Raw genomic sequence first — 24321 nt, 5'->3', positions numbered from 1 at the left:
GACGACGACCGCCCGCCCCCGGTCGGAACCGGCCACCCGGCCGCCTGCTCACCAACTCGTCGGCAGCGGCATCCCCTCGGTGTAGCCGGCCGTGCTCTGCACCCCGACCACCGCCCGCTCGTGGAACTCCGCCAGATTGCGCGCGCCCGCGTAGGTGAACGCGCTGCGTACCCCGGCGATGATCTCGTCGATCAGGTCCTCCACGCCCGGCCGGCTCGGGTCCAGGTACATCCGAGCCGAGGAGATACCCTCCTCGAAGACCGCCTTGCGAGCCCGGTCGAACGGGCTGTCCTCGGCGGTCCGCGCGCTGACCGCCCGCGCCGAGGCCATCCCGAAGCTCTCCTTGTACCGCCGGCCGTCGGCCTCCACGTAGAGATCCCCCGGGGACTCGTAGGTGCCGGCGAACCAGGAGCCGACCATCACGTTGGACGCCCCGGCGGCCAGTGCCAGCGCCACGTCCCGGGGATGCCGCACCCCGCCGTCGGCCCACACGTGCCGTCCCAGCTCCCGGGCCGCCGCCGCGCAGTCCAGCACGGCAGAGAACTGCGGGCGTCCTACCCCGGTCATCATCCGGGTGGTGCACATCGCGCCCGGCCCCACGCCGACCTTGACGATGTCCGCGCCGGCCTCGACCAGGTCGCGTACCCCCTCGGCGGTGACCACGTTGCCGGCCGCCACCGGCACCGCCGGATCCAGCCCGCGCACCGCCCGCAGCGCGGCGAGCATCCGTTCCTGGTGGCCGTGGGCGGTGTCCACCACCAGGGTGTCCACCCCCGCCTCCAACAGCGCCGCCGCCTTGCCCCGGACGTCGCCGTTGATGCCGATCGCGGCGGCGATCCGCAGCCGCCCCCGGTCGTCGACGGCCGGGCGGTAGAGGGTGGCACGCAGCGCGCCCTGCCGGGTCAGCACCCCGACCAGGCGGCCGTCGCCGTCCACCACCGGAGCGAGCCGGCGGCGGCCCGCCGAGAGCCGGTCGAACCCGGTACGCGGGTCCGCGTCCGCCGGCACGGTGTGCAGCTCGGTCGACATCACGTGCCGGAGCTGGGCGAACCGGTCCACGCCGACGGTGTCCGCCTCGGTCACCACGCCGATCGGCCGGCTGTCGTCGTCGACCACGACCACCGCGCCGTGCGCGCGCTTGGGCAGCAGGTGGATCGCGTCGCCGACGGTGTCGGTGGGGCCGAGCGTGATCGCGGTGTCGTGCACCAGGTGCCGCCCCTTGACCCAGGCGACGACGTTCGCCACCACCTCGATCGGGATGTCCTGCGGGATCACCGCGATGGCACCCCGCCGGGCCACCGTCTCGGCCATCCGCCGGCCCGCCACCGCCGTCATGTTCGACACCACCAGCGGGATGGTGGTGCCGGTGCCGTCGGCGGTCGCCAGGTCGACGTCGAGCCGGGAGCCCAGGTCGGAACGGACCGGCGCCATGAAGACGTCGTTGTAGGTCAGGTCGTGCGCGGGAGCCGCGCCATGAAGGAACCGCACCCGGACATCATTCCTGCTTCCCGCCCGTCCCGCCGCCGGTGGCGGCTCAGCCCAGCAGCAGGGCCACCGCCACCGCGGCCATCACCACGGCGATCACGCCGTCCAGCACCCGCCACGCGGCGGGCCGCGCGAGCAGCGGCGCGAGCCGGTGCGCCCCCACGCCGAGCGCGGTGAACCAGACGACGCTGGCGCACGCCGCGCCGACCCCGAACAGCCACCGGTGCTCGTGCTGCTGGGCGATCCCACCCAGCAGCAGCACCGTGTCCAGGTAGACGTGCGGGTTCAGGTAGGTGAAGGCCAGGCAGGCCAGCACGGTCGCCCGGAGCGTGGCGGGCGGCTGCTCGGTGGGCACGAGCCGGCCCGGACGCACCGCCCGGCGAGCGGCCAGGACTGCGTAGCAGAGCAGGAACGCCGCCCCGCCCCAGCGGATCGCGGCCAGCAGCACCGGCCGACCGGCCACCGCCGTACCCAGGCCGGCGATCCCGGCGACGATCAGCAGCGCGTCGGACGCGGCACAGGTGACCACCACCGGTACGACGTGCTCCCGGCGCAACCCCTGACGGAGGACGAACGCGTTCTGCGCGCCGATGGCGACGATCAGCGCGATGGCGACCGAGAACCCGGCGACGGTCGAGGTGAGCATGACGGACACGGGAGCGAGGCTAGGAGCCAGCCACTCTTAAGTCCAGTTAACCTTTCTGGACATCGTTAAGATTGCCTGATGCTCGACTCGACACAACTCCGTACGTTCGCCGCCGTGGTCGAGGAGGGCAGTTTCGAGGCCGCCGCCGCCCTCCTGCACGTCACCCCGTCGGCGGTGAGCCAGCGGATCAAGGCGCTGGAGGAGACCGTCGGGCAGGTCCTGGTCCGACGGGCCAAGCCGTGCCGGGCCACCCCGGCGGGACAGCCGCTGCTGCGCCTCGCCGGGCAGGTCGCCCTCCTCGAACAGGAAGCGCTGGCCGAGGCGCGCGCCCCACTGGTCGGTGGACGCGACCGGGTCCGGGTCGCCGTGGTGGTCAACGCCGACTCGCTCGCCACCTGGTTCCCGACCGCCCTGGCCCGACTCCCCTCCGACCTGGTCTGCTCGTTCGATCTTCGCCAGGACGACCAGGAACACACCGCGCAGTTGCTCCGCGACGGCACGGTGACGGCGGCGGTGACCGCCGAACGCGAACCGGTGCAGGGCTGCCGGTCCCAACCGCTCGGCGCGATGCGCTATCTCGCCCTGGCCGCCCCCGGATTCGCCGCCCGCTACTTCGCCGACGGCCCCACCCCGGCAGCCCTGACGGAGGCGCCGGTGGTCGTCTTCGACCGCAAGGACCGGATCCAGCACCGCTTCGTCGAGGCCGTCACCGGGCAGCCGCTCGATCCGCCGGTGCACTACGTGCCGTCGGTGCCCGCCTTCGGGGCGGCGATCCGGCTCGGGCTCGGCTGGGGCCTGGTGCCCGAACAACTCGCCCGGGACGACCTGGCCGCCGGCCGCTGCGTGAACCTCGCCCCCGGCCGGCACCTGGACGTGCCGCTGTACTGGCAGCACTGGCGACTGGAGGCGTCCGTGCTGGGCGCGCTCACCACCGCCGTACACGCGGTGGCCGCCGAATCCCTCCGCTGACCGTCACCCACTCCCGCCCCACGCCCGCCGCCGGGGTTTGGTGGTAGCAGGGGTCCCCTGCTCACGCTTTTTGATGAGGAAGGGTCCCCTGCTACCACCTCACACGAGGCTGCGACGTCGCAGGGCTGGGCGGGACAGGGTTGCGGGCGCTCAGGCGATCGTGCAGATGGCGGCGCCGGCGGTGATCACCGCGCCGACGTCGGCGGAGAGGCCGCTGACCGTACCGGCCTTGTGCGCGTGCAGCGGCTGCTCCATCTTCATCGCCTCGAGCACCACCACCAGGTCGCCCTCGGCGACGGTGTCCCCGTCGGCGACGGCAATCTTGACGATGGTGCCCTGCATGGGGGAGGTGAGCGTGTCGCCGCCGACCGTCGCGCCGGGCTTCGTCCCGGTACCCCGTCGGGCCGGCTTCTTCCCGGCCGGGGACGCGGTGGTCGTACCGGTGCCGAGGCCGGCGGGGAGGGTGACCTCCAGCCGCTTGCCGCCCACCTCGACCACGACGGTCTCGCGTTCGGCCGGACCCTCGGCGGGGCCGGCGGCGGCGGTGAACGGCGGCACGGTGTTGTCGAACTCGGTCTCGATCCACCGGGTGTGCACGGTGAACGGCTCGGCGGTGAACGCGGGGTCCCGGACGACGAGACGGTGGAACGGCAGCGCGGTGGCCATCCCCTCGACGACCATCTCGTCCAGTGCGCGCCTCGCCCGCTCCAGCGCCTCGGTACGCGTCTCGCCGGTGATGATCACCTTGGCCAGCAGCGAGTCGAAGTTGCCGCCGATCACGTCGCCGGCCGAGATGCCGGTGTCCACCCGCACGCCGGGGCCGCTCGGCAGCCGCAGCGCGGTGACCGTGCCCGGGGCGGGCAGGAAGCTGCGGCCCGGGTCCTCGCCGTTGATCCGGAACTCGATGGCGTGCCCGCGTGGCGTCGGGTCACCGGTGAACCGGAGCTTCTCCCCGTCGGCGATCCGGAACTGCTCGCGGACCAGGTCGATGCCGGCGGTCTCCTCGGTCACCGGGTGCTCCACCTGGAGGCGGGTGTTGACCTCCAGGAAGGAGATGGTGCCGTCCGCGCCGACCAGGTACTCCACCGTGCCCGCGCCGTGGTAGCCGGCCTCCCGGCAGATCGCCTTGGCCGAGTCGTGGATCTGGGCGCGCTGCGCGTCGGTGAGGAACGGCGCGGGCGCCTCCTCGACCAGCTTCTGGTGCCGCCGCTGGAGGGAGCAGTCCCGGGTGCCGACGACGATCACGTTGCCGTGCTGGTCGGCGAGGACCTGCGCCTCGACGTGGCGCGGCTGGTCCAGGTACCGCTCGACGAAGCACTCGCCGCGGCCGAACGCGGCCACCGCCTCCCGAGTGGCCGACTCGAAGAGCTGCGGGATCTCCTCCATCGTGCGGGCCACCTTCAGGCCGCGTCCGCCACCGCCGAAGGCGGCCTTGATCGCCACCGGCAGGCCGTGGTCGACCGCGAACGCCATCACCTCGTCCGGGCTGCCCACCGGGTCGGGAGTGCCCGGCACCAGGGGCGCGCCGGCCCGCTGGGCGATGTGCCGGGCGGTCACCTTGTCCCCGAGGTCCCGGATCGCCTGCGGGGTGGGGCCGATCCAGGTCAGGCCGGCGTCGATGACCGCCTGGGCGAAGTCGGCGTTCTCCGAGAGGAAGCCGTACCCGGGGTGGACCGCGTCCGCGCCGGCCCGCGCGGCCACGTCGATCAGCTTGTCGATCCGCAGGTACGTCTCGGCGGCGCTGTCGCCACCCAAGGCGTACGCCTCGTCGGCGAGGGTGGCGTGCAGGGCGTCCCGGTCGGAGTCGGCGTAGACGGCGACGCTGCCCAGGCCGGCGTCGCGGCAGGCCCGGATGACGCGGACGGCGATCTCGCCCCGGTTGGCGATGAGAACCTTGCGCACCTTGTGGCTCCTCCCGGGAGGCTACTGCCCGGGAGTGTATCGGCCAGCGGGAGAGACCCTAACGTTCGCTAAGTGTGGTACGGCGCACTGTCCCGCCCGCCCCGGATCCCGGTCACTCGGGCGGAGGTGGTCTGCTGAACTGGACCGAACCGGTTTCGGGACCACGCAACCGACGAACGGGTGGGAGCAGGCATGATCAGGACCAGAGGGCTGCGCAAGTCGTACCGCTCCCGGGCAGGCCGCAAGGCCGGGACGGTCGACGCGGTCCGGGGCGTCGACCTCGACGTCGCCGAAGGCGAGATCTTCGGTTTCCTCGGTCCCAACGGGGCCGGCAAGACCACCACCCTGCGGATGCTCGCCACCCTCATCGAACCCGACGGCGGCGAGGCCACCATCGCCGGCGCGGACCTGCGCGCCGACCCCGCCGGGGTGCGGCGTCGCATCGGGTACGTCCCGCAGGGCGGCAGCAGTTGGGACGAGTCGACCGCCCGTGAGGAACTCGTCCTCCAGGCCCGGATGTACGGCCTCGGCAAGGCCGAGGCACAGCGCCGCACCGACCGTGCACTGGCCGCCTTCCAGCTTTCCGAGTACGCCGACCGCAAGTGCAAGACCTACTCCGGCGGCCAGCGGCGGCGCGTCGAGATCGCCCTCGGCATCATCCACGAACCGAAGATCGTCTTCCTGGACGAGCCGACCACCGGCCTCGACCCGCAGAGTCGCGCCCACATGTGGGACGAGATCCGGCGGCTACGCGGCGACGGGATGACGGTCTTCATCACCACCCACTACCTCGACGAGGCCGACGCCCTCTGCGACCGGATCGCGATCATGGACCACGGCGAGATCGTCGCCGAGGGCACCCCGGCCGACCTGAAGCGGGAGATCTCCGGGGACGTGGTGGTCGTCGGACTCGACCGGGCCAACACGCCGACCGCGTACCGGCTCTTCGACGGCGAGGTCTACGTCAACCGGCTGGAGAGCCTCGACGAGGGCGGCCTGCGGCTCTGGGTCGGCGAGGGCGCGACCACCATCCCGCAGATCCTCCGCCGGATCGACGGTGCCGGGCTCGACCTGCGCTCCATCGAACTGCACCGCCCCAGCCTCGACGACGTCTTCCTCACCAAGACCGGCCGCTCGCTGCGCGAGTCCTGATCATTTAGGAGACCGCACATGAAACTCGCCCGCGACACCTGGCTGATCTTCCAACGCCAGTTCCAACTGCTGCTCCGCAACCCGGTCTGGGTCTTCGTCGGCGTCTTCCAGCCGGTGATGTACCTGCTGCTCTTCGCCCCGCTGCTCAAACCGGCCCTGAACGCGCCCACCCAGGCCGAGGCGTACAAGATCTTCGTACCCGGCCTGCTCGTGCTGCTCGCCATCTTCGGCGGCCTGTTCCAGGGCTTCGGCCTCCTCGCCGAACTCCGCGCCGGGGTCATCGAACGCTCCCGGGTCACCCCGGTCAGCCGCCTCGCCCTGCTGCTCGGCCGTTCCCTGCGGGACGTGGTCTCGCTGCTGGTGCAGGCGGTCATCATCACCCTGCTGGCCCTGGTCTTCGGGCTCAGCGTGATCATCGGCGACCTGCTGCTGGCGTACCTGATGCTCGCCCTGATCGCGCTGATGACCTCGGCCGTCTCCTACGGCGTCGCGCTGAAGGTGCGCAGCGAGGAGGCGCTGGCCCCGCTGATGAACACGGTCGCCCAGCCGGTGCTGCTGCTCTCCGGCATCCTGCTGCCGCTGACCTTCGCCCCCGGCTGGTTGCAGGGCATCGCCAAGTGGAACCCGTTCTCCTGGGCGGTCGAGGGCACCCGGGCCCTCTTCGCCGGTGACCTCGACAACGACCGCGTCTGGCAGGGCCTGGGCATCATCAGCGTGCTGACCCTGCTCGCCGTCACCTGGGCCGCCCGCGCCTTCGCCCGCAGCGTCCGCTGACGGGTGGGTTTGGTGGTAGCAGGGGTCCCCTACAGCCGTTTTCTGCCGAGCAGGGGACCCCTGCAAACACCCACGGAAGTCGGCACCCAGCCGGAGTTCAGCGCACCCGGGCCAGGGTGAGGCCGTCGGCGATCGGCAGCATCACCACGTCCACCCGGACGTCCGCCAGCACCTCGTCGTTGAACGCGGCGATCGCCCGGTCGCCGGCATCCTGCGGAGCAAGCACCCGGCCACCGCGCAGCACGTTGTCCACCGCGATCAGACCGCCCGGACGCATCCGGGGAACCAACTCCGACCAGTACACCGGGTAACCCACCTTGTCCGCGTCGATGAACGCGAAGTCCAGGTAACGCTCGTGCGGCAGCGCGTGCAGCCCGTCGGCGGCCGGGCCGATCCGCAACTCGACCCGGTCGTCCACACCCGCGCGCGCCCAGTAGCGCCGGGCCACCGACGTGTACTCCTCAGAGATGTCGAAGCAGGTCAACTGGCCGCCGTCAACCAGCCCCCGGGCGATGGACAGCGCGGAGAGGCCGGTGAAGGTGCCCACCTCCACCGCCTGCCGCGCCCCCACCAGCCGGGTCAGGAAGGTCAGCAGGGCCGCCTGCTCCGGGGCGACCTGCATCTCCGCCTCGGCGGGCAACACGGCCCGGGTCTCCTCCATCAGTTCCCGGACGACCTCGTCCGGCGCGGCACCGTGCGCCACCAGATACGCGTGCAACTCGTCGGTCAGGGGCAGGGACTTCAGGCTCATGTCCCGGACGCTAACCGACCGCCGGACCCCGGCCGCGCCGACCCGCTGCCGGTCAGACCGGTGATTCCACCGTCTGGCCGCCCGGCGCGGGCTGCGCCCAGAGGTCGGTGATGCTCAGCTCCAGCTCGATCAGCAGGTCGCGCAGCAACGGCATGGACAGGCCCACGACCGTCCCCGGGTCGCCCTCGATCCGCTCCACGAACGCCCCGCCCAGACCGTCGATGGTGAACGACCCGGCCACCGCCAGCGGCTCACCCGTCGCCACGTACGCGGCGATCTCCTCGTCGCTGATCTCGGCGAAGTGCACGGTCGTGGCGGCCACCGCCTCCACCCGGCTCTCCATCGCCAGGTCCACCAGGCAGTGGCCGGTGTACAGCACGCCGCTCCGGCCGCGCATCCGCTCCAACCGGCGGGTGGCGTCCGCCGCGTCATCCGGCTTGCCGAGGATCTCGCCGTCGAAGGCCAGCACCGAGTCACACCCCAGCACCAACGGCCGCTCGCCCACGGTCGGACGTAGCCGCTCGGCCACCGCCACGGCCTTGAGCCGGGCCAGCGTCAGGCACAGCTCGTCCGGCTGGTCGGTCTTCACCTGGGACTCGTCGACCCCACTGACCAGCACCTCCGGTTCGATACCGGCGGCCTGGAGGAGCTTGCGGCGAGCGGGACTCGCCGAGGCGAGCACAAGGCGGATTGTCTGGTTCGGCACGCCCGGGAGGGTACCGAGTGACGTCGAACCCCAGATCACCGGCTCGCCGAAAAGCCGCACGTCGAACACTGTCGTGCGGCCCACTTGTCGCGCCCGGTGCGGCCCGCTGGGCGGGCGTTCGTGCCCGGCCAGGAGTCGACCTGGTCAGCCGCCCGTCGGTGTGGGCGCCGTGCCGGCCCGGCGACGCCGCCGCGCGGCCAACGCCCACGCCGCGCCACCGCCGAGCACGGCCAGGCCGCCCGCCGCAAGCAGCCACCGCATCGTGTCGTCGTCGCCTTCAGCCTCCGGCCCGGCCGCCGTCGTGGTCGGCGTGACCTCGGCCGACGCACTCGCCGTCGCCGGTTGCCCAGCCAGCGGCGGTACGTCTGCCGTCAGCGCCGCCACCAGGTCGATGACGCCGTACCCGTACTCGTCGTCCCGCCCTGGCGCGCCCTTGTCGACGGCGGTCGCGGTGAGCCGATGGGTCACCTCCGCCGCCGACAGGTCCGGATACTTCGCCCGAATCAACGCCACCGCCCCAGCCACGATCGCCGTGGAGTTGGATGTGCCGGTGCCCTTGCGGTACTTGCCGTTCATGCTGGTGCTGTAGATGTCGGTGGCCGGCGCGACCACGGCGATCTCGCGCCCGGTAACCGAGACGGTGGCGTGGTTCCCCTTCCGGTCGACCCCGCCCACCGCGATCACCCCCGGATGCCGCGCCGGATACCCCACCACAAAGTCCTGGGGGTGGTTACCGGCAGCAGCAACCACAACAATGTCCGCCGCCAGCGCAGCCTCGACGGCTGTGTGGAGATCTGTGTTCGAGCCACCACCAGACGAGATGCTGATTACACCTACGCCCTTGCTCGTGGCGAACTTGATGGCTGCGGCGAGGCTGTCAGCGCTGCCTATGTTTTCTCTTGACGAGGCCATGATGGGCAGAATCTTCGCTTTCGGTGCTATGCCCAGTGCGCCGCTGTTGCCTTCCTGCCCGTGTGCTGCGATCAAGCCGGCCATGCCGCTTCCGTGGCTATTCGGATCTTGACGGCCGTCGCCGGAGCCGCCGGCGATGATGTCCGTGCCCGGTAGCAGGTTGTTACGTAGGTCCGGGTGCGGATCGACGCCGGTGTCTGGCACGGCCACGACAACCCCCTCGCCCTGGGTGATCCGGTGTGCCTCGGCCACCTTGAGAAACCGCAGGTGCCACTGGTCGTCGCGGATCCGATCGGCGTGCGCAGGGGTGGCTGGAAGAATGATGGTTGCGGCCACGGCGAGCGTCGCGAGCGCGGCGCGTGATCTCACCGGTTAAGGCCGATCGCCGGACCTGGATCGATTGGACCTTCCTCGTCCGGTGGCCGGACGATCGGGTCCACACCTTGAGCGGTCTCCCACGGGTTGTCGGGATCCCAACGGCGTGGGTCGCCTTCGTCTTGCTCGCGTCGGCCCAACTGGCTGGCAAGGCCAGGCGATCCGCCAAAGGGACCCATGCCATGCATGCCGCTGATGGATGGCCCGCGCCCAGCACCTGGCCGGGACCCTGCGCCGCCCGTGGGGGCGGTACCTGCGCCGCCACCGCCGATCACTCCACCGATCGGGTTCACCCTTCTTGGTGGAGGTGCCCCCGGAGCAGGCTGACCGAGTCCCATTCCCGGCGGTCCACCGATGAGGCCACCTGGCGGCATCGGTTTAGGAGCGGTCGGAGTCCCGCCCACGTGCGGCTTGCCGATCGGAGTAGCGGCACCACTTCCGCCCGGTGTGTTGAGCGGACCGCGTGGTGAGGGGCCGGAGACGGGTGGAATGGGTGCCACCACTCCGGGACTGATGCCCGGGTGCGGTGGCGTCGCCGGAGGCGTGATGGCGGGCATCGTCGGATTCACCTGAGGCGGCGCACCGGGGACAGCCCCGCCGAGGATCGGACCCAGACCAGGAGTAGTTGGCGTCGGCACGGGCCGGGCCACCCTCGAGGGCTTGTTTGTCGAGCCGCCAGGACCCGTTGTGACAAGCGGCGTGGGCACGATCGGCGGAATAACAGGGGGCGAACCACCCGCGTAAGCATCAGGAGTTCCCGGGTCTTTTCCTGGTATGGACGCCGGGCGGGGCGGGGGTGGTTTTAGGGCGGCTTGGGCTTGTTGGAGTTCGCCGCTGAGGCCGTACATCAGGGAACGGGCGCGGCCGTTCAGTTGCTCCAGTTCGGCGTCGGTGACCGGTGGGCGGGCGGGGGCGGGGCGTCCGACCCGGTGCAGCGGAGCCTGGCCGAGCGTCTCCTCGTACGCCTGCTTGAGCCGGACCTTCTCGGCGTACTGGTCGTGGAGCTTCTTCAGCTCGGTGCGCGTACTGCTGATCGCGCTGGTGGCGGCGGAGAGGGCGGTGTAGTTGGCGACGGCCGCGTCGTACGTCTGCTGCACGGTGTCGATGAGCTGGTCCAGCTCGGCGAGGTACGCCCGCGAGGCGGCGCTCTTCTCCGGCGGCCAGGCCTGGGCGAGCCCGCGCCGGTACTCCTTGAGCCGGCTCAGGTGGGTCAACGCCAGCTCGCTGGTCTTGCGCCAGCCGGCGACCTGCCGCCAGTGGTTGTCCGTCTGGTGGTCCTGAATGGTGGCCCACATCGTGGCGACGTCCATGTTGAGCCAGTTGGTCAGGCCGGACGTCGGGCCACCGCCCTGTTCGATCACGGCAGTACCTCCGGCGTGGTGGGCGCGCCGGCTGGATCGGGCACGACGGTTGGATCGGGCACGACGCGTGGGGGCAGCGGCTGGTCGGTGCGTACCGGTGCCTGCACGTCGCGCAGCGCCCGCTCGACGTCCTGGACCCGCGCGCGGGCGAACGCATCGCTGCCCTCGTACCGTTGGCTGATCGTGCCGGCGGCGTGGGCGAGGCCGCCGGTGTGGCTGGCGACGTCGTAGACCCGGTTCGTCGAGTCCTGCTGGACCTGCTGGTGCGCGGTGAGGAAGTGGACCAGCTCGATGAAGGCGTCACACGGGTCGGGCAGCTTCACCGACATGTCGTCCGCGATGTACGCGAGGTGGGGCGCGTAGTTCCGGCGTACCTCGGCTTCCAGTCGGGTGGCGAACTCGCGCATCTGGCGGATGTCGGCCTCGATGTCGCCGTAGTCGCGCAGCCACCTTGGTCCGAGGTCTTCCTCAGAGATCATCGGCCCTCCCGCTTGTCACAGCCCGGTGCCCCTGAGTGAGGCTAATCGGTGGGTGCGACGGCGAGCAGCCCCACACGCGGTGGAACTGGCCACTTTATGTCAATTCGTCGATACGCTTCGTCAGCGCGGCAGGCCGGAGGTGCGCCAGGCGTCGGGGCCGGCGGTGGGGAACGCGCTTCCCGGCCGACCGCTGCGTCCCCAGGTGGACGAGCCGGCGGGGGAGGGTACGGTGGCGGGGCGGGACCGGACGAGGATCGCGCCCACCAGTGCGGCCAACTCCTCGGTGGTCGGGACTCCCCGGACCACCCGGAACAGCGGCTCGTCGGCAGACATGCTGTCAAGGGTACGCCCCGCCAAGTTGACCTATCCCGCATAGTGGCGTGCCGGCGGTGTGACGATCAGCCGCTCCGGGTACCGTCTCGGCAATGTCGAACGCGCTTCCCCAACTCGTCGCCAACCGATACCGGCTTCTCTCGCCGCTCGGTCAGGGCGGCATGGGTCGGGTCTGGAAGGCGCGCGACGAGGTGCTGCACCGCGACGTGGCGATCAAGGAATTGGTCCCGCCGCCCAGCCTCACCGACGAGGAGCGTCGGGAGATGCGCGAGCGGTCGCTGCGGGAGGCGCGGGCCATCGCCCGGCTGAACCACATCAACGTCGTCCGTATCTTCGACGTGCTGCGTACCGACGGCGACCCGTGGATCGTCATGGAGTACGTCGCGTCGAAGTCGCTTCAGGACACCCTCGCCGAGGACGGTCCGGTGTCGGTGGCCCGCTGCATCGAGATCGGTCTCGGGGTGCTCGGTGCGCTCAATGCGGCGCACAAGGCCGGCGTGATGCACCGGGACGTGAAGCCCGGCAACGTGCTGCTCGGCCACGACGGTCGGGTGGTGCTGACCGACTTCGGGCTGGCCACCATCCCCGGTGACCCGAACGTCACCCGGACGGGCATGGTGCTCGGCTCGCCCGCGTACATCGCCCCGGAGCGGGCGCGGGACGGCACGGCCGGCCCGGAGGCCGACCTGTGGTCGCTGGGCGCGACGCTCTACGCCGCCGTGGAGGGCAAGTCCCCGTACGCCCGGCCGTCGGCGATCGCCACCCTGGCGGCGCTGGCCACCGAGCCGATGCCACCGCCGAAGAACGCCGGTCCACTGAAGCCGGTCCTCAACGGACTGCTCCGCAAGGACCCGGCCGAGCGGATCGACGCCGAGGTGGCCGAGCGGATGCTGCGCCGTGCCGGCGGCAAGCGCAGCCGGGGCATTCCACTGCTCGACGGGGTACGCCGGCCGGGGCCGAACGGTCCCCGCGAGCCGCGTCCGCCGGTGGTGCCCGGACCGCGCTTCACCGGTGAGTCCGACCAGCGTCCGGTGTCCCCGGCCGCGGCCGCCGCCGGTGCCGCCGCGCTGGGCGCCGCCGCCGACAGCGACGCCACGGTGAAGGCCACCACGTCCGGCGCGACCGGTGCCGGAGACGACGCGACGGCGAAGGTGCCCGGTCCGGGGGACGCCGGGTCCACCTCGGATGCCGCGCCCACCGCCGTGGTGCCGGCCGACCGGGGTACGGACGAGAAGCCGCCGACCCGGGTGGCGCCACCGGTGCAGAATCCGACCGCGGTGATGTCGGCCCCGGTGAGCCCGTCCGCGCCGATGTCCGGGCGGGCCGCCGTGCCGCCGTCCACCGGGACGAAGCCGGACAACCGCCGTCGTAACCTGATTGTCGGTGCGCTGGTGGCGGTGCTGCTGCTCGCGGCGGTGCTCATTGTGCCGCTGCTCAGGGACGACCCCGACAACACCGGCCCGGGCCCGCAGACCGGGGGTACGACCGCCCCCGAGTCGTCCGCGCCGACCAGCGCGTCGGCCCCGGCCTCGCCGAGCACGGCTCCGGCCAGCCCCACGCCGAGCCCGAGCGCCTCCGGTGGGATCACGCTGCCGGCCGGCTGGAAGATGCACAGGGACCAGACCGGCTTCGCCATGCCCCTGCCGGAAGGTTGGCGGCGGAGCAGCGACGCAACCTGGGTGAAGTTCCAGGAGCCGAACGGTGTCGGTGAGGTGGTCATCGACCGCACCGACCGACCGGGCTCGGACGCGGCAGAGGCCTGGCGGGAGATCGAGCCGGACCGCAAGGGGATCGTGCGGAACTACCAGTTTCTCAGCATCGAGGAGTGCGAGGGGTACTGGAAGACCTGCGCGGACTGGGAGTGGCTGGAGACCCGGGACAACACCCGGATCCACGTCCGTAACCGGGGCTTCGTGACGGCCAGTAACCGGGGCTACGCAATCCGGTGGGAGGTCGCCGCCAGCGAGTGGGACCAGAAGCTCGACGAGTTCGACCTGATCGCCAAGGGATTCAAGCCCGACAGGCAGGACTGAACAACGCGCTGAGCTTGGGATTCGCGTCGGTGCGACATCCGTTCGCATGACCTCCCGTCGATCGGGGTATCTCATCCGTGACGACGGAAGGGAGGTACGCCCGATGGGTTACCGACAGAAGACCACGAAGTCCTCGGTGGCACTGTGGATGCTCGTCGCCCTCGGCGACGCCGTCCTGCTCCTCGCCAGTGTCGGCATCTCGGCGCTGATCGCCCTGGTCAGCGTCGTGACCATCGTCGCCGCCGTGGTGGGCGGTCGACTGGTGCTGCGCCGGAGCGCGTCCGCGCAGGGCAGGGTGCCCGCAGCGGACGGCGTCTCGGTCACCCGGCGACGGGAAGCCTGACGCAGGGAGTCTGAATCAACCAGGGAGTCTGAATCAACACGCTGGCGGCAGCCGGACCAGTTGTCGACCCTTCCGGGTGACAGCCGATCCCGCTGCCGCTACCCGTGTCCAGTGGGTGGTGTTGGTGCCGGTCCGGTTCACGACGGCCAGCGGCTGTTGCGGCGGATCAGGGCGGCGACGTCGATCCGGTCGTTGCCGAGCAGGACCGCGCGAGCGTCCAGGTAACGGGGGCAGGGCCAGCGACAGTGGCAGGTGGGGCAGTGGCGGATACGTAGCAGCCGCCAGAGCGGCGGGGGTTGGTGCCGGTCGGCGATCAGCATCGCGCGGTCCCGTTCCACGGTGACACCTACGGGTGGGCGGACGGGGGTGCGCGGCGGCTCGCCGACAACGGGGGAGACGCGAGCCGCCGCGCGGGGGAAGGCCAACTCCACCGGCTGCGGACCAGGGGAAATCGGCAACTTCAACCTAGGGCATCTAGGGGCACCAAGCAACTCTTGATGCCTCTTTGTGCATCTATGGGTTGTAGGCGCTTACCCGTCCGTGATCGAATGACGGTGCGGACCAGGGGGTGCCAGATGACTATCTCGAAAACCCAGAAGATCATCGATGACATCAAGGCGAAGATCGAATCCGGCGAACTGCGGCCTGGTGACCAGATTCCGAGTGCTGCCGAGCTGCGGGCGCAACATGGTGTGTCGATCACCGTTGTGCGCGGTGCCGTTAGCTGGCTCAAGGCGACCGGATTGGTAAAGGGCGTGCCGGGCGTCGGGGTGTTCGTGGCGGAGAAGCCGTAGGGCTGAGTCGTGCCAATGGGGGATCGTGGTGGCTTTCGGCCCTCCTGGGGGCCAGTCGCCACCACGATCCCTGCCGGACGATCGCGGAGGCGTATCCGATCAGGACGTGGCGCGGCCGGACGGGCCGCGAGGTGCGGCGCCGCCCGGCCGGACGCGGTGCGGCTCAGGGGGTGTTGTTCGCCAGGGCGATCAGGCGGGAGCGGTCGCCGTTCCAGTAGTTGCGGTCGACCGCACCACTGATGCCGGAGACGCTGCCCGAGTCGGTGTACTGCCAGAAGCTCCAGACCGGCGCGCCGGCCGGCAGAGTGCCCGGGCTGCTCGCCCAGCGGGCGACCCAGAGCGGGTGGTTGGCCCAGGGGCCGGTCCAGCTGCCGGTGCACTGGTTCCACCAGCTCGTGGTGGTGTAGATGACCGCGTAGCGGCCGGTGCGCGAGCGGTAGGTGTTCAGGAAGTCCTGGATCCAGTTGCGCATCCCGGTGGTGCTCAGGCCGTAGCAGTACCCGCCGGCGTACGGGTTGCCCTCGACGTCCAGGGCGGCCGGGAGGGTGCGACTGTCCGCTGACCATGCGCCACCGTTGCTGGCGAGGTAGTTGGCCTGGATCGCGCCGGAGGAGATGTTCGGCCGGGCGAAGTGGTACGCCCCACGGATCACGCCCGCGTAGTAGGAGTTGGTGTAGTTGGCGTTGAACTGCGGATCCTTGTAGCTCGTACCCTCGGTGGCCTTGATGTAGGCGAACTCGATGCCGGAGTTGCGGACGCTGGTCCAGTTGATCGAGCCCTGCCAGTGCGAGACGTCGATGCCGGCGACGGTGGCGGCGGAGGCCGGGGCCGCAGTCGCGACCAGGCCGACGGCGGCTGTGGCGAGTGCGGCCATACCGGTGGCGAGCAGCCGGCGCAGGGTGAGGCGGGTACGCGACATGAGGCTTCCCTCCCGACGTGTCCGTTATTGACGCATCATTGGAGAGAAGCGCCCGAGATCGCAACACCTGTTAAAAGAATTGCCGCAGGATGATTGGTGTGTGTCAATCGCTTCGAGGGGCCGAGGTCAGCGCAGGGACACCGGGTCGAGCGAGAGCGGGAAGGGTGTCACGAGGGTCAGCCGCTCGCCGGCCTTGGCCACCGCGTGCTCGACGTAGTGCGTGCCGTCGAGGCGGAACAGCCGCAACGTGTGGCTGTCGCCGTCCGGCTCGACCAGGAGATACCAGGGGATACGGGCGATCGAGTAGAGCTGCATCTTGAGCACCCGGTCGGCGGCGGCGTTGCCGGGCGAGACGACCTCCCCGACGAGGGTGACCTCGGCCGCCTCCACCACCGAACCCTCGTCGTCGGTGTCGGCGACGACCAGGTCGGGGATGGCGATCCGATCTGCGCCCAGCCGGACGTTGACCGCCTCGAACACCACGAGTCCGTGCTGCTCCGTGGCAGCCTCAAGGGTGTTCGCCAAGCGCCGGGACACCATCTGGTGTCGCTTACTCGGGGCAGGGCTGACGATCAGGCTTCCGTCGAGCAGTTCGATTCGGCCGGGCGTCTCGGCCATGGCGAGGTACTCCGCCTCGGTCCACGGCCCGACGTGCGGCTCAAGGGGCGTTGCGGTCATCGCGTCCCCTCCGATTCGCGTCGTCATCAGGCCACGTTCCCACGGTCAACCGGCCCGGACCGGGAAGCAGCGGGGGTGGCGGAGGTGCGCCGAGGCGGTAGGCTGGCCGCCCATGACGCCGATCGACGGCCTGGGCAGCCTGTGGGACCGCCTCCTCGGCGCGCAGCCCGACCCGCCTCCGTTGCTCGTTCTCGCCACCGCCGCCGTGGCGCTGGTCGTGGTGTCGACCCGGCTGCCGTGGCGGATCGCCCGTAACGTGATCACCATCGCCCACGAAGGCGGGCACGCGCTGGCCGCGCTGCTGACCGGTCGCCGGCTGCACGGCATCCGACTGCACTCGGACACCTCCGGGCTCACCCTCTCGGCCGGGCGACCCACCGGCCCCGGGATGATCCTCACCCTGCTCGCCGGGTACGTCGCCCCGCCGCTGATCGGGCTTGCCGGGGCGTGGCTGCTCGGCGGTAACCGGATCACCCTGCTGCTCTGGGTGGCGGTGGCGTTGCTGCTGGCCATGCTGGTCATGGTGCGCAACGCGTTCGGCGTGGTGTCCCTGGTGGTCACCGGCGGGCTGGTGCTCGCCGTGTCCTGGTACACCTCGCCGCAGGTGCAGGCGGCGTTCGCGTACACCGGGGTGTGGTTCCTGCTGCTCGGCGGGGTGCGCCCGGTGGTGGAGCTGCAACGGGTACGCAGCCGGGGCCGGATGCCCGCGTCCGACGCCGACCAGCTCGCCGGGCTGACCGGGTTCCCGGCGTTCTTCTGGGTGACGTTCTTCGCGCTGGTCAACATGGTCACCCTGGTGGTCGGCGCGGCCCTGCTCGCCGGCCCCCTCCTCACCGACGCGGGCCTGCACCTCTGATCAGCCGCCACCGCCAATAGGTTGGCCAGCATGGACGAACCGACCAGGCGGATCCAGGCAGCCTACGACCGGATGGCCGCCGACTTCGCCGTCCGCAACGCCAGCATGCCGCCGGCGTACCTCGCACTCGCCGACGAGTTCCGGCGGCGGCTCGCCGGCGCGGTGCTCGACCTCGGCTGCGGCGTCGGCCGGGACCTCGCCTACTGGACCGGGCAGGGCGTGCCGACCGTCGGGCTCGACCTGTCCCGGTCGATGCTCGACCACGCTCGGGGTGTCGGCAGCGCCCCGCTCGTGCAGGGCGACATGCTGCGCCTGCCCTTCGTGGGCGGCGCGTTCAGCGGAGTGTGGTGCTCGGCGTCGCTGCTGCATCTGTCGAAGGCGCTTGCGCCGGCCGCGCTCGCCGAGATGCGTCGGGTGCTCCGGCCGGGTGGCCCGCTGCTGGTGTCGCTTCAGGAGGGCGCCGGGGAGGGCTGGGAACATCGGCCCGGCCCGGACGACCCCGCCCGCTTCTTCGCCCACTACGGCTCGGAGGAGGCAGCCGCCCTGCTCGCCGGGGCGGGATTCACTCCGCTACGGCTGGAGCGGGACGTCTCGCCGGTCGGGCAGCGCTGGCAGGCCCATCTCGTCGTTCGCCAGAACGTGCGGTGACGGGGGCACCCGGCCGGCGTGCAGCCGCGACCGGTAACGCAGCGTGCCGGCTTGGCTCGATGACGCTGTGTGAAGGCTTTGGGATGGAAGGCGGGGGGCGACTATGTCTTTCGTTGGTCCTTTGCTCTGCACCCACGGAAGCGCCACCCGAATGAACAGCGATTATTTGGAGAGCGCGGTTCGCGTGGGACAGCGTCCTCGATGACTCAGGGTGTGTGGTGCATGGGTGGGTGCAAAGCAAAGGGCGGAAAAGAAGTAGGTAGGCCACAGCCGGACGGTAACTCCGGGTGAAGTAGGTGCCCGTCGGGTTCGGGCGTCACGGCGTACCCGGCTCCGGGTCCTGGACGGACCTGCGGCGGACGTTCAGGTCACCCGCCACCGCCTGCGGCAACCGGGCGGGGGCTCCGGTGCGTGTCACCTGGGAGTGGCCCACGGGGAGGTAGCAGGTGCCGGACGTCGACGGGTTCGACGAGTTCTACCGGGGCAGCCGACAACGGCTGCTCGGGTTCGTCTACGCGCTCACCGGCGACCTCGCCGAGGCCCAGGACGCGGTCCAGGAGGCGTACGTGCGCGCGTGGCAGCGCTGGTCGACCGTGGGCCGGTACGACGAGCCGGAGGCGTGGGTACGGGTGGTGGCCAGCCGGATCGCGGTGAGCCGCTGGCGCAGCCTGCGCAGTCGCGCCCGCGCGTACCTGCGGCACGGGGCCGTCGAGACCGTTCCCGCCCCGACCACCGACACCGTCGAGGTGGTGGCCGCGTTGCGCCGGCTGCCGGAGGAGCAGCGCGTCGCGCTCGCCCTGTACTACCTGCTCGGCATGCCGGTCACCGAGGTCGCCCGGGAGACCAACGCCCCGGTCGGCACGGTCAAGGCCCGGCTCTCCCGGGGGCGTACCGCGCTCGCCGGACTGCTCGCCGTCACGGACATGGAGGAGGTCGCCGATGCGTGAGCACGAGCGACACGAGGACCCAGCCCAGGGCGGCGACTGGGTCGGGCATGAGGACTCAGCCCTGGTCGGCGGCTGGTTCCGGCACGAGGACCCGGCCCTGGGGGGCGGCTGGTTCCGGGGACACGAGGACCCGGCCCTGGGCGGCGACTGGGTCCAGGGGTTCGAGCCCGGTGGCGACGACGACCGGGCCGAGCACGGACCCACCCTGGCCGACCGGATCGCCGTCAACCTGGCGACCGTACGCTGGCCGGAGCCGGCGGAGATCCGGGCCCGCGCCCGTCGGCGTACCCGGCGGCAGTTGGCCGGGACGGCGGTCGCCCTGGTGCTGGTGGTGGGGGGAGTTGCCGCCGTGTTCCGGCCGATAAGCGGAGCGGTGCCGCCTCCGGTGGCCGTACCGGTGGTGGATCCGGCACCGCGCGGCGAGATCCCGCCGGAGGCGCTGCTGCAACCGGCCGACCTGTGGGAGACAACCGACCCGCCGCTGACCGTGTCGGATCTCGGCGAGTCGATCCGCCTCGACGACCGCCTCGGCGCCTGTCGGGCGGCACAGGGAATGGAAACCGACTGGGAGGTGTCCCTCTGGTCCCGTTCCCAGACACTGCTGCGGGACCGCCCGGACGGCTACGAGCATCCGCCCAGCGACCTGTTGGTCGGCCAGGATCTCTACCGGGTCACCTCCGAGGTGGCCGGCCGCTTCTTCCAGAGCCTGGAACAGCTCGTCGCCCCGTGCGCCGCATGGCGCTCGACCGGTCCGGTCGAATGGCAGGGGCGGACGATCACCGCGGAGGCGGTGCAGAGTTGGACGCTGGTGGACCGCGACTTCGTCGGCGACGAGGCGGCACTGCTGCGCCACTCGGTGTCCGAACCCCGTGACCGGACCACCGGAGAGTCGCTCGGTGAGGCGCCCTGGTCGACGAGCCTGGCGATCGTCCGGGTGGCTGACCTGGTGACCGTGATCGTGCCGGGCCGGTCCATGTCGGACGAGGAGCTGCGCCGGCTCGCCCGGATCGCCGCCACCCGGATGTGCACCGCCGCGAACCCCTCCTGCTGACCGCTGGACGGCTCGGGGCGGCTCGGCGTGAGCTGGGGTGGTTGTGGGATGGCGTGGGCTGGGGTGGGCTGGTTGTGGGGCTGGGGTGGTTGCAGGGGAGGGTTGGGTTGGTAGCAGGGGTCCCCTGCTACTCATAAAGCGGTAACAGGGGTCCCCTGCTACCACCTCAGGCAGGCAGCAGCCAGGCAGTCAGCTAGCCAGCCAGCGTTCAGCCGGCCGGCCGGTCAGCGAGCGGGCGGAGCCGTCGTTAGAGCGGGATGTTGCCGTGCTTCTTCGGCGGGAGGGTTTCCCGCTTGGTGCGCAGCATCCGCAGTCCCCGGACGATCTGGACCCGCGTCTCGTGCGGCGGGATCACCGAGTCCACGTAGCCCCGCTCGGCGGCGATGTACGGGTTGGCCAGGGTGTCCTCGTACTCGGTGATCTTCTCGGCCCGAAGGGCGGCCGGGTCCTCGGCGGCGGCCAGTTCGGCGCGGTAGAGGATGTTCACCGCGCCCTGCGCGCCCATCACCGCGATCTGCGCGGTCGGCCAGGCGAAGTTCAGGTCCGCGCCGAGGTGCTTGGAGCCCATCACGTCGTACGCCCCGCCGTACGCCTTGCGGGTGATCACGGTGAGCTTCGGGACGGTCGCCTCGGCGTACGCGTAGAGCAGCTTCGCGCCCCGGCGGATGATGCCGTCCCACTCCTGGCCGGTGCCGGGCAGGAAGCCGGGCACGTCCACGAAGGTCAGCACCGGGATATTGAACGCGTCGCAGGTGCGGACGAACCGGGCCGCCTTCTCGGACGCGGCGATGTCCAGGGTGCCGGCGAAGTGCATCGGCTGGTTGGCGACCACGCCGACCGGACGTCCCTCGACCCGGCCGAAGCCGACCACGATGTTCTGCGCGTAGAGAGGCTGGACCTCGAGGAACTCCCCGTCGTCGAGGACGTGCTCGATCACCCGGTGGATGTCGTACGGCTGGTTCGCCGAGTCGGGGATCAGCGTGTCGAGTTCCCGGTCCTCCTCGGTGACGGTCAGGTCCGCGTCGACGGGGAAGGCCGGCGGCTCGTCCATGTTGTTCGCCGGCAGGTACGACAGCAACGCCTTGACGTAGTCGACTGCGTCGTCCTCGTCGCTGGCGAGGTAGTGGGCGTTGCCGCTGCGGGTGTTGTGGGTACGCGCCCCGCCCAGCTCCTCCATCGCCACGTCCTCGCCGGTCACCGTCTTGATCACGTCGGGGCCGGTGATGAACATGTGCGAGGTCTGGTCAACCATGACGGTGAAGTCGGTGAGTGCCGGCGAGTACACCGCGCCACCCGCGCACGGCCCCATCACCAGCGAGATCTGCGGGATCACCCCGGACGCGCGGACGTTGCGGAAGAAGATGTCGGCGTACAGGCCGAGGCTGACCACGCCCTCCTGGATCCGCGCGCCACCGGAGTCGTTCATGCCGATGATCGGGCAGCCGATCTTCATGGCCAGCTCCATCACCTTGACGATCTTCTGACCGAAGACCTCGCCGAGGGAGCCACCGAAGACCGTGAAGTCCTGCGCGAAGACGCAGACCTGCCGGCCGTCGACGGTGCCGTACCCGGTGACTACGCCGTCGCCGTACGGGCGGGTGCGGTCGAGGCCGAAGTTGGTCGAGCGGTGCCGGGCCAACTCGTCCAGCTCGACGAAGGAGCCCTCGTCGAGCAGCAGCTCGATCCGCTCCCGGGCGGTCTTCTTGCCCCGCGCGTGCTGCCTCTCCACGGCGCGCGCCGAACCCGCGTGCACCGCCTCGTCGACCCGTCGCTCCAGGTCCGCCAGTTTGCCGGCGGTGGTGTGGACGTTGATCCCGGTCTCGATGGTCACCCACGGAATATAACGATGGTTCAGGCGTACGGCAGTGTGCAGTTCGCCTCAGACCCGAGGCCGTCCGCGTCCGTCCGGCGGTGCTTCGAGGCCGGGGCCGTACGCTGGCGGGATGCCGGGCTCCCCGTACACCGACCTGGACCGACCGCCGCTGAGCGCGGCCCGGCTGCGGCGCGCGCTGGTCGCCCCGTACGGGCCGTGGCGGCGGCTGGAGCTGCGCGCGGAGACCGGCTCCACCAACGCCGACGTGGCCGAGGCCGCGCGGGCCGGCGAGCCGGAGGGCCTCGTCGTGGTCGCCGAGCGGCAGACCGCCGGACGGGGCCGACGGGGCCGGGTCTGGCAGTCGCCGCCCCGGGCCGGCATCGCGGCCAGCGTCCTGCTCCGGCCCGGTGAGGCCGTCCCGGAGCGTGGCTGGTCACCCGTGCCGGCCGCCGGGTACGGCTGGCTGCCGCTGCTCGCCGGGGTCGCGCTGGTCGAGGCGGTGGCCCGGCTGGCCGAGTTGGACGCCCGGCTGAAGTGGCCCAACGACCTGCTGCTCGACGACGCCAAGTGCGCCGGGGTACTCGCCGAGGCGGTGCCCGGCGGCGCGGCCACCCAGCCGGCGGCGATCGTGCCCGGCGGCGCGGCCACCCAGCCTGCGGCGATCGTGCCCGCCGGCGCGGCCACCCAGACGACCGCGATCGTGCTCGGCGTCGGCCTCAACGTGACCCTGCGGGCCGACGAGCTGCCGGAGAACCCCACCGGCCTGCCCGCCACCTCGCTGCAACTCGCCGGGGCCGCCGCCACCGACCGGGACCCGCTGCTGCGCGCCCTGCTCCGCGCGGTCGCCGACTGGTACGAGCGTTGGCGGGACGCCGGGGGCGACGCCATCGCCAGCGGTCTGCGCGACGCCTACCTGGCCGCCTGCGGCACGGTCGGTCGCCCGGTCCGCGTGCTCCTGCCCGGCGGTGACGAAGTGACCGGCGACGCCACCGGCGTCGACGGCGACGGGCGACTCCTGGTCCGCACCGCGCAGGGCGAGCGGAGCCTCGCCGCCGGGGACGTGCTGCACCTACGCTGAGCCCGGTACGGGCCCGCGCCGCATGCCGGCCGGGCGGGACGATCCCCATGCTCCGCACCGACATCCCGAACCCCCACGGTGGGGGTGCCGCGTGCGCGGGCGGCGGCAGGCTACCGTCAGCGCGTCGATGTTCTGCGAGGAGGTTCGTGTGGCGTTTCCCGATGACGTGCTCACCGAGGACGAGGAAATCGTGCTGCACCTGCACCCGCACGCGAAGGCGCTGGTCCGGCCGGTCCTGGTACTGCTGCTGAGCGTCGCGGCGGTGGTGGCCGCCTGGATCCTCCTGCCGGACGGTCAGGCCGGCCGGATCGGCCTCTACCTGGTCGCCGGGTTCGCCCTGGTGCTGTCCGTGGTGTTCACCCTGGTGCCGTACCTGTCCTGGCGCAGCACGCACTACCTGTTCACCACCGAGCGGGTGCTGCTCCAGCAGGGCATCCTCTCCCGCGACCGGCGGGACATCCCGCTGGGCCGGATCAACGACCACTCGATGAACCAGCGGTTCGTCGAGCGGCTCTTCGGCTGCGGCACGTTGACCATCGAGTCGGCCGGGGAGCGGGGACAATCGGTGCTGGTCGACGTGCCCGGGGTGGAGCAGGTGCAGACCCGGCTGTACGAGCTGGTCGAGGCACACCACGACCGGCACTCGGTGGGCGACGGCGAGCTGCGGGAGATCATGGCCGACATGCAGGACGGCCGGCCGCTGCGCGACCCCACCGCCTGAACCGCGCCACCAGGTCAGCGGCCGGGGTCGTCCTCCGGCCGCATCGTGGTGCCCCGCGCGGTGAGGAGGAGGAACATCCCCGCCCCGACGACGATCGCGATGTCGGCGACGTTGCCGATGAACCAGTCGAAGTACGCGATGAAGTCCACGACGTGGCCGTGGCCGAAGGACGGCTTGCGCAGGAGCCGGTCACCGAGGTGCGTGATCGCCCCGCCGAGGATCAGCCCGAGGGCCAGGGCCCAGGCCCGGGACCGTACCCGCCAGGAGTACCAGAGGCCGGCGACCACGCCGATGGCTGTGACGATCGTCAGGATCCACGTCGACTCGGAGCCGATCGACAGGGCCGCACCCGAGTTGTAGATGAGCTGGATGCCGAGCGCGTCACCGAGTACCGGGGTCCGCTCGCCCAGGGTGAGGGTGCGTTCGGCCCACAGCTTGGTGAGCTGGTCGGTGACGACCACGACGAGGGCCGTACCGCCCGCCAGCCACGGGGCGCGGCGCGTCCACCGTTGGGGCCGGTGCGTGGCGGCCGAGGCCGGCCCGGTGGCAGGGGGAGCCTCGTCGGTCGCGGGTTGCTCGCTCATCTCGCCAAGTC

At 71.4% G+C, this 24321-nt stretch carries 26 protein-coding genes; 12 read left to right on the top strand and 14 right to left on the bottom strand.

Annotated features, from left to right (window positions below; genetic code table 11):
- Window positions 1-48 precede the first annotated feature (48 nt).
- Together GA0074692_RS20870 and GA0074692_RS20865 are read right to left on the bottom strand one after the other, a co-directional pair.
- Complete coding sequence (locus GA0074692_RS20870) at window positions 49-1488, bottom strand: GuaB1 family IMP dehydrogenase-related protein (RefSeq protein WP_091646868.1); 1440 nt, start codon at window positions 1486-1488, stop codon at window positions 49-51.
- A 46-nt stretch (window positions 1489-1534) separates the two neighbouring features.
- Window positions 1535-2131: a LysE/ArgO family amino acid transporter gene (locus GA0074692_RS20865; protein WP_091653842.1), complete on the bottom strand. Its 597-nt coding sequence runs from the start codon at window positions 2129-2131 to the stop codon at window positions 1535-1537.
- A gap of 78 nt (window positions 2132-2209) precedes the next feature.
- Here GA0074692_RS20865 and GA0074692_RS20860 point away from each other — a divergent pair, with 78 nt between their 5' ends.
- Window positions 2210-3100: a LysR family transcriptional regulator ArgP gene (locus tag GA0074692_RS20860; protein ID WP_091646867.1), complete on the top strand. Its 891-nt coding sequence runs from the start codon at window positions 2210-2212 to the stop codon at window positions 3098-3100.
- A 150-nt stretch (window positions 3101-3250) separates the two neighbouring features.
- On the opposite strand, the gene GA0074692_RS20855 is transcribed toward GA0074692_RS20860, so the two are convergent.
- Window positions 3251-5002, bottom strand: a complete 1752-nt coding sequence (locus tag GA0074692_RS20855) for an acetyl/propionyl/methylcrotonyl-CoA carboxylase subunit alpha (RefSeq protein WP_091646866.1) — start codon at window positions 5000-5002, stop codon at window positions 3251-3253.
- 192 nt (window positions 5003-5194) lie between these two features.
- Between GA0074692_RS20855 and GA0074692_RS20850 the strand changes: the two genes are divergently transcribed.
- Together GA0074692_RS20850 and GA0074692_RS20845 are read left to right on the top strand one after the other, a co-directional pair.
- On the top strand, window positions 5195-6154 hold the full coding sequence (locus tag GA0074692_RS20850) for an ATP-binding cassette domain-containing protein (RefSeq protein WP_091646865.1): 960 nt from the start codon (window positions 5195-5197) through the stop codon (window positions 6152-6154).
- Between the two features lie 18 nt (window positions 6155-6172).
- Window positions 6173-6928: an ABC transporter permease gene (locus GA0074692_RS20845; RefSeq protein ID WP_091646864.1), complete on the top strand. Its 756-nt coding sequence runs from the start codon at window positions 6173-6175 to the stop codon at window positions 6926-6928.
- A gap of 97 nt (window positions 6929-7025) precedes the next feature.
- Here GA0074692_RS20845 and GA0074692_RS20840 read toward each other — a convergent pair whose 3' ends face one another.
- The 6 genes from GA0074692_RS20840 to GA0074692_RS20815 form a co-directional block, all read right to left on the bottom strand.
- On the bottom strand, window positions 7026-7679 hold the full coding sequence (locus tag GA0074692_RS20840) for an O-methyltransferase (RefSeq protein ID WP_091646863.1): 654 nt from the start codon (window positions 7677-7679) through the stop codon (window positions 7026-7028).
- 52 nt (window positions 7680-7731) lie between these two features.
- Window positions 7732-8385 carry a Maf family protein gene (locus tag GA0074692_RS20835; protein WP_245730396.1) on the bottom strand — a complete coding sequence of 218 codons (654 nt, stop codon included), beginning with the start codon at window positions 8383-8385 and terminating at the stop codon, window positions 7732-7734.
- Between the two features lie 144 nt (window positions 8386-8529).
- Entirely contained in the window at window positions 8530-9666 is a 1137-nt protein-coding gene (gene mycP / locus GA0074692_RS20830; RefSeq protein ID WP_091646862.1) for a type VII secretion-associated serine protease mycosin, read from the bottom strand.
- Complete coding sequence (locus GA0074692_RS20825) at window positions 9663-11033, bottom strand: TolC family protein (RefSeq protein ID WP_245730395.1); 1371 nt, start codon at window positions 11031-11033, stop codon at window positions 9663-9665. The genes mycP and GA0074692_RS20825 overlap by 4 nt, the downstream gene beginning before the upstream one ends.
- The gene (locus tag GA0074692_RS20820) at window positions 11030-11512 is read right to left on the bottom strand and encodes a hypothetical protein (protein ID WP_091646861.1); all 483 of its coding nucleotides are present in this window, start codon (window positions 11510-11512) and stop codon (window positions 11030-11032) included. The genes GA0074692_RS20825 and GA0074692_RS20820 overlap by 4 nt, the downstream gene beginning before the upstream one ends.
- Before the next feature lie 120 nt (window positions 11513-11632).
- Window positions 11633-11845 (bottom strand): acyl-CoA carboxylase subunit epsilon, encoded by a 213-nt coding sequence (locus GA0074692_RS20815; RefSeq protein ID WP_091646860.1) that lies wholly within the window; start codon window positions 11843-11845, stop codon window positions 11633-11635.
- 92 nt (window positions 11846-11937) lie between these two features.
- Here GA0074692_RS20815 and GA0074692_RS20810 point away from each other — a divergent pair, with 92 nt between their 5' ends.
- Window positions 11938-13878, top strand: coding sequence for a serine/threonine-protein kinase (locus GA0074692_RS20810; RefSeq protein ID WP_091646859.1), 1941 nt, complete (start codon window positions 11938-11940; stop codon window positions 13876-13878).
- A 103-nt stretch (window positions 13879-13981) separates the two neighbouring features.
- Entirely contained in the window at window positions 13982-14221 is a 240-nt protein-coding gene (locus GA0074692_RS20805) for a hypothetical protein (protein ID WP_091646858.1), read from the top strand.
- Between the two features lie 137 nt (window positions 14222-14358).
- Here GA0074692_RS20805 and GA0074692_RS20800 read toward each other — a convergent pair whose 3' ends face one another.
- Window positions 14359-14559 (bottom strand): hypothetical protein, encoded by a 201-nt coding sequence (locus GA0074692_RS20800; RefSeq protein ID WP_091646857.1) that lies wholly within the window; start codon window positions 14557-14559, stop codon window positions 14359-14361.
- 237 nt (window positions 14560-14796) lie between these two features.
- On the opposite strand from GA0074692_RS20800, the gene GA0074692_RS20795 reads away from it, so the two are divergent.
- Window positions 14797-15015, top strand: a complete 219-nt coding sequence (locus GA0074692_RS20795; RefSeq protein ID WP_425413347.1) for a winged helix-turn-helix domain-containing protein — start codon at window positions 14797-14799, stop codon at window positions 15013-15015.
- Window positions 15016-15178: 163 nt separating this feature from the next.
- Here the strand turns inward: GA0074692_RS20795 and GA0074692_RS20790 are convergent, their stop codons facing one another.
- Window positions 15179-15934 carry a GH25 family lysozyme gene (locus GA0074692_RS20790; protein WP_091646855.1) on the bottom strand — a complete coding sequence of 252 codons (756 nt, stop codon included), beginning with the start codon at window positions 15932-15934 and terminating at the stop codon, window positions 15179-15181.
- Between the two features lie 126 nt (window positions 15935-16060).
- Window positions 16061-16639, bottom strand: a complete 579-nt coding sequence (locus GA0074692_RS20785; RefSeq protein ID WP_245730394.1) for a Uma2 family endonuclease — start codon at window positions 16637-16639, stop codon at window positions 16061-16063.
- 85 nt (window positions 16640-16724) lie between these two features.
- Here GA0074692_RS20785 and GA0074692_RS20780 point away from each other — a divergent pair, with 85 nt between their 5' ends.
- The 4 genes from GA0074692_RS20780 to GA0074692_RS20765 all read left to right on the top strand — a co-directional run bounded on the left by GA0074692_RS20780 (window position 16725) and on the right by GA0074692_RS20765 (window position 20114).
- Window positions 16725-17468, top strand: a complete 744-nt coding sequence (locus GA0074692_RS20780; RefSeq protein ID WP_091646853.1) for a M50 family metallopeptidase — start codon at window positions 16725-16727, stop codon at window positions 17466-17468.
- Window positions 17469-17498: 30 nt separating this feature from the next.
- On the top strand, window positions 17499-18116 hold the full coding sequence (locus GA0074692_RS20775; protein ID WP_091646852.1) for a class I SAM-dependent methyltransferase: 618 nt from the start codon (window positions 17499-17501) through the stop codon (window positions 18114-18116).
- A gap of 446 nt (window positions 18117-18562) precedes the next feature.
- Window positions 18563-19063 (top strand): SigE family RNA polymerase sigma factor, encoded by a 501-nt coding sequence (locus tag GA0074692_RS20770; protein ID WP_091646851.1) that lies wholly within the window; start codon window positions 18563-18565, stop codon window positions 19061-19063.
- Window positions 19056-20114, top strand: coding sequence for a hypothetical protein (locus GA0074692_RS20765; RefSeq protein ID WP_091646850.1), 1059 nt, complete (start codon window positions 19056-19058; stop codon window positions 20112-20114). Before GA0074692_RS20770 ends, GA0074692_RS20765 begins: the two co-directional genes overlap by 8 nt.
- A 247-nt stretch (window positions 20115-20361) precedes the next feature.
- Here GA0074692_RS20765 and GA0074692_RS20760 read toward each other — a convergent pair whose 3' ends face one another.
- Window positions 20362-21945 carry an acyl-CoA carboxylase subunit beta gene (locus tag GA0074692_RS20760; protein WP_091646849.1) on the bottom strand — a complete coding sequence of 528 codons (1584 nt, stop codon included), beginning with the start codon at window positions 21943-21945 and terminating at the stop codon, window positions 20362-20364.
- Between the two features lie 112 nt (window positions 21946-22057).
- Here GA0074692_RS20760 and GA0074692_RS20755 point away from each other — a divergent pair, with 112 nt between their 5' ends.
- A complete protein-coding gene (locus tag GA0074692_RS20755) occupies window positions 22058-23005 on the top strand; it encodes a biotin--[acetyl-CoA-carboxylase] ligase (RefSeq protein WP_091646848.1) in 948 nt (315 codons plus the stop codon).
- 148 nt (window positions 23006-23153) lie between these two features.
- Window positions 23154-23726: a PH domain-containing protein gene (locus tag GA0074692_RS20750; protein ID WP_091646847.1), complete on the top strand. Its 573-nt coding sequence runs from the start codon at window positions 23154-23156 to the stop codon at window positions 23724-23726.
- Window positions 23727-23740: 14 nt separating this feature from the next.
- On the opposite strand, the gene GA0074692_RS20745 is transcribed toward GA0074692_RS20750, so the two are convergent.
- The gene (locus tag GA0074692_RS20745; protein WP_091646846.1) at window positions 23741-24310 is read right to left on the bottom strand and encodes a signal peptidase II; all 570 of its coding nucleotides are present in this window, start codon (window positions 24308-24310) and stop codon (window positions 23741-23743) included.
- Window positions 24311-24321 lie beyond the last annotated feature (11 nt).

The sequence above is a fragment of the Micromonospora pallida genome (assembly GCF_900090325.1).
GTDB lineage: Bacteria > Actinomycetota > Actinomycetes > Mycobacteriales > Micromonosporaceae > Micromonospora > Micromonospora pallida.
The sequence above is the reverse complement of the archived record's forward strand: the minus strand, read 5'-3'. Positions and strand labels throughout refer to the sequence as shown.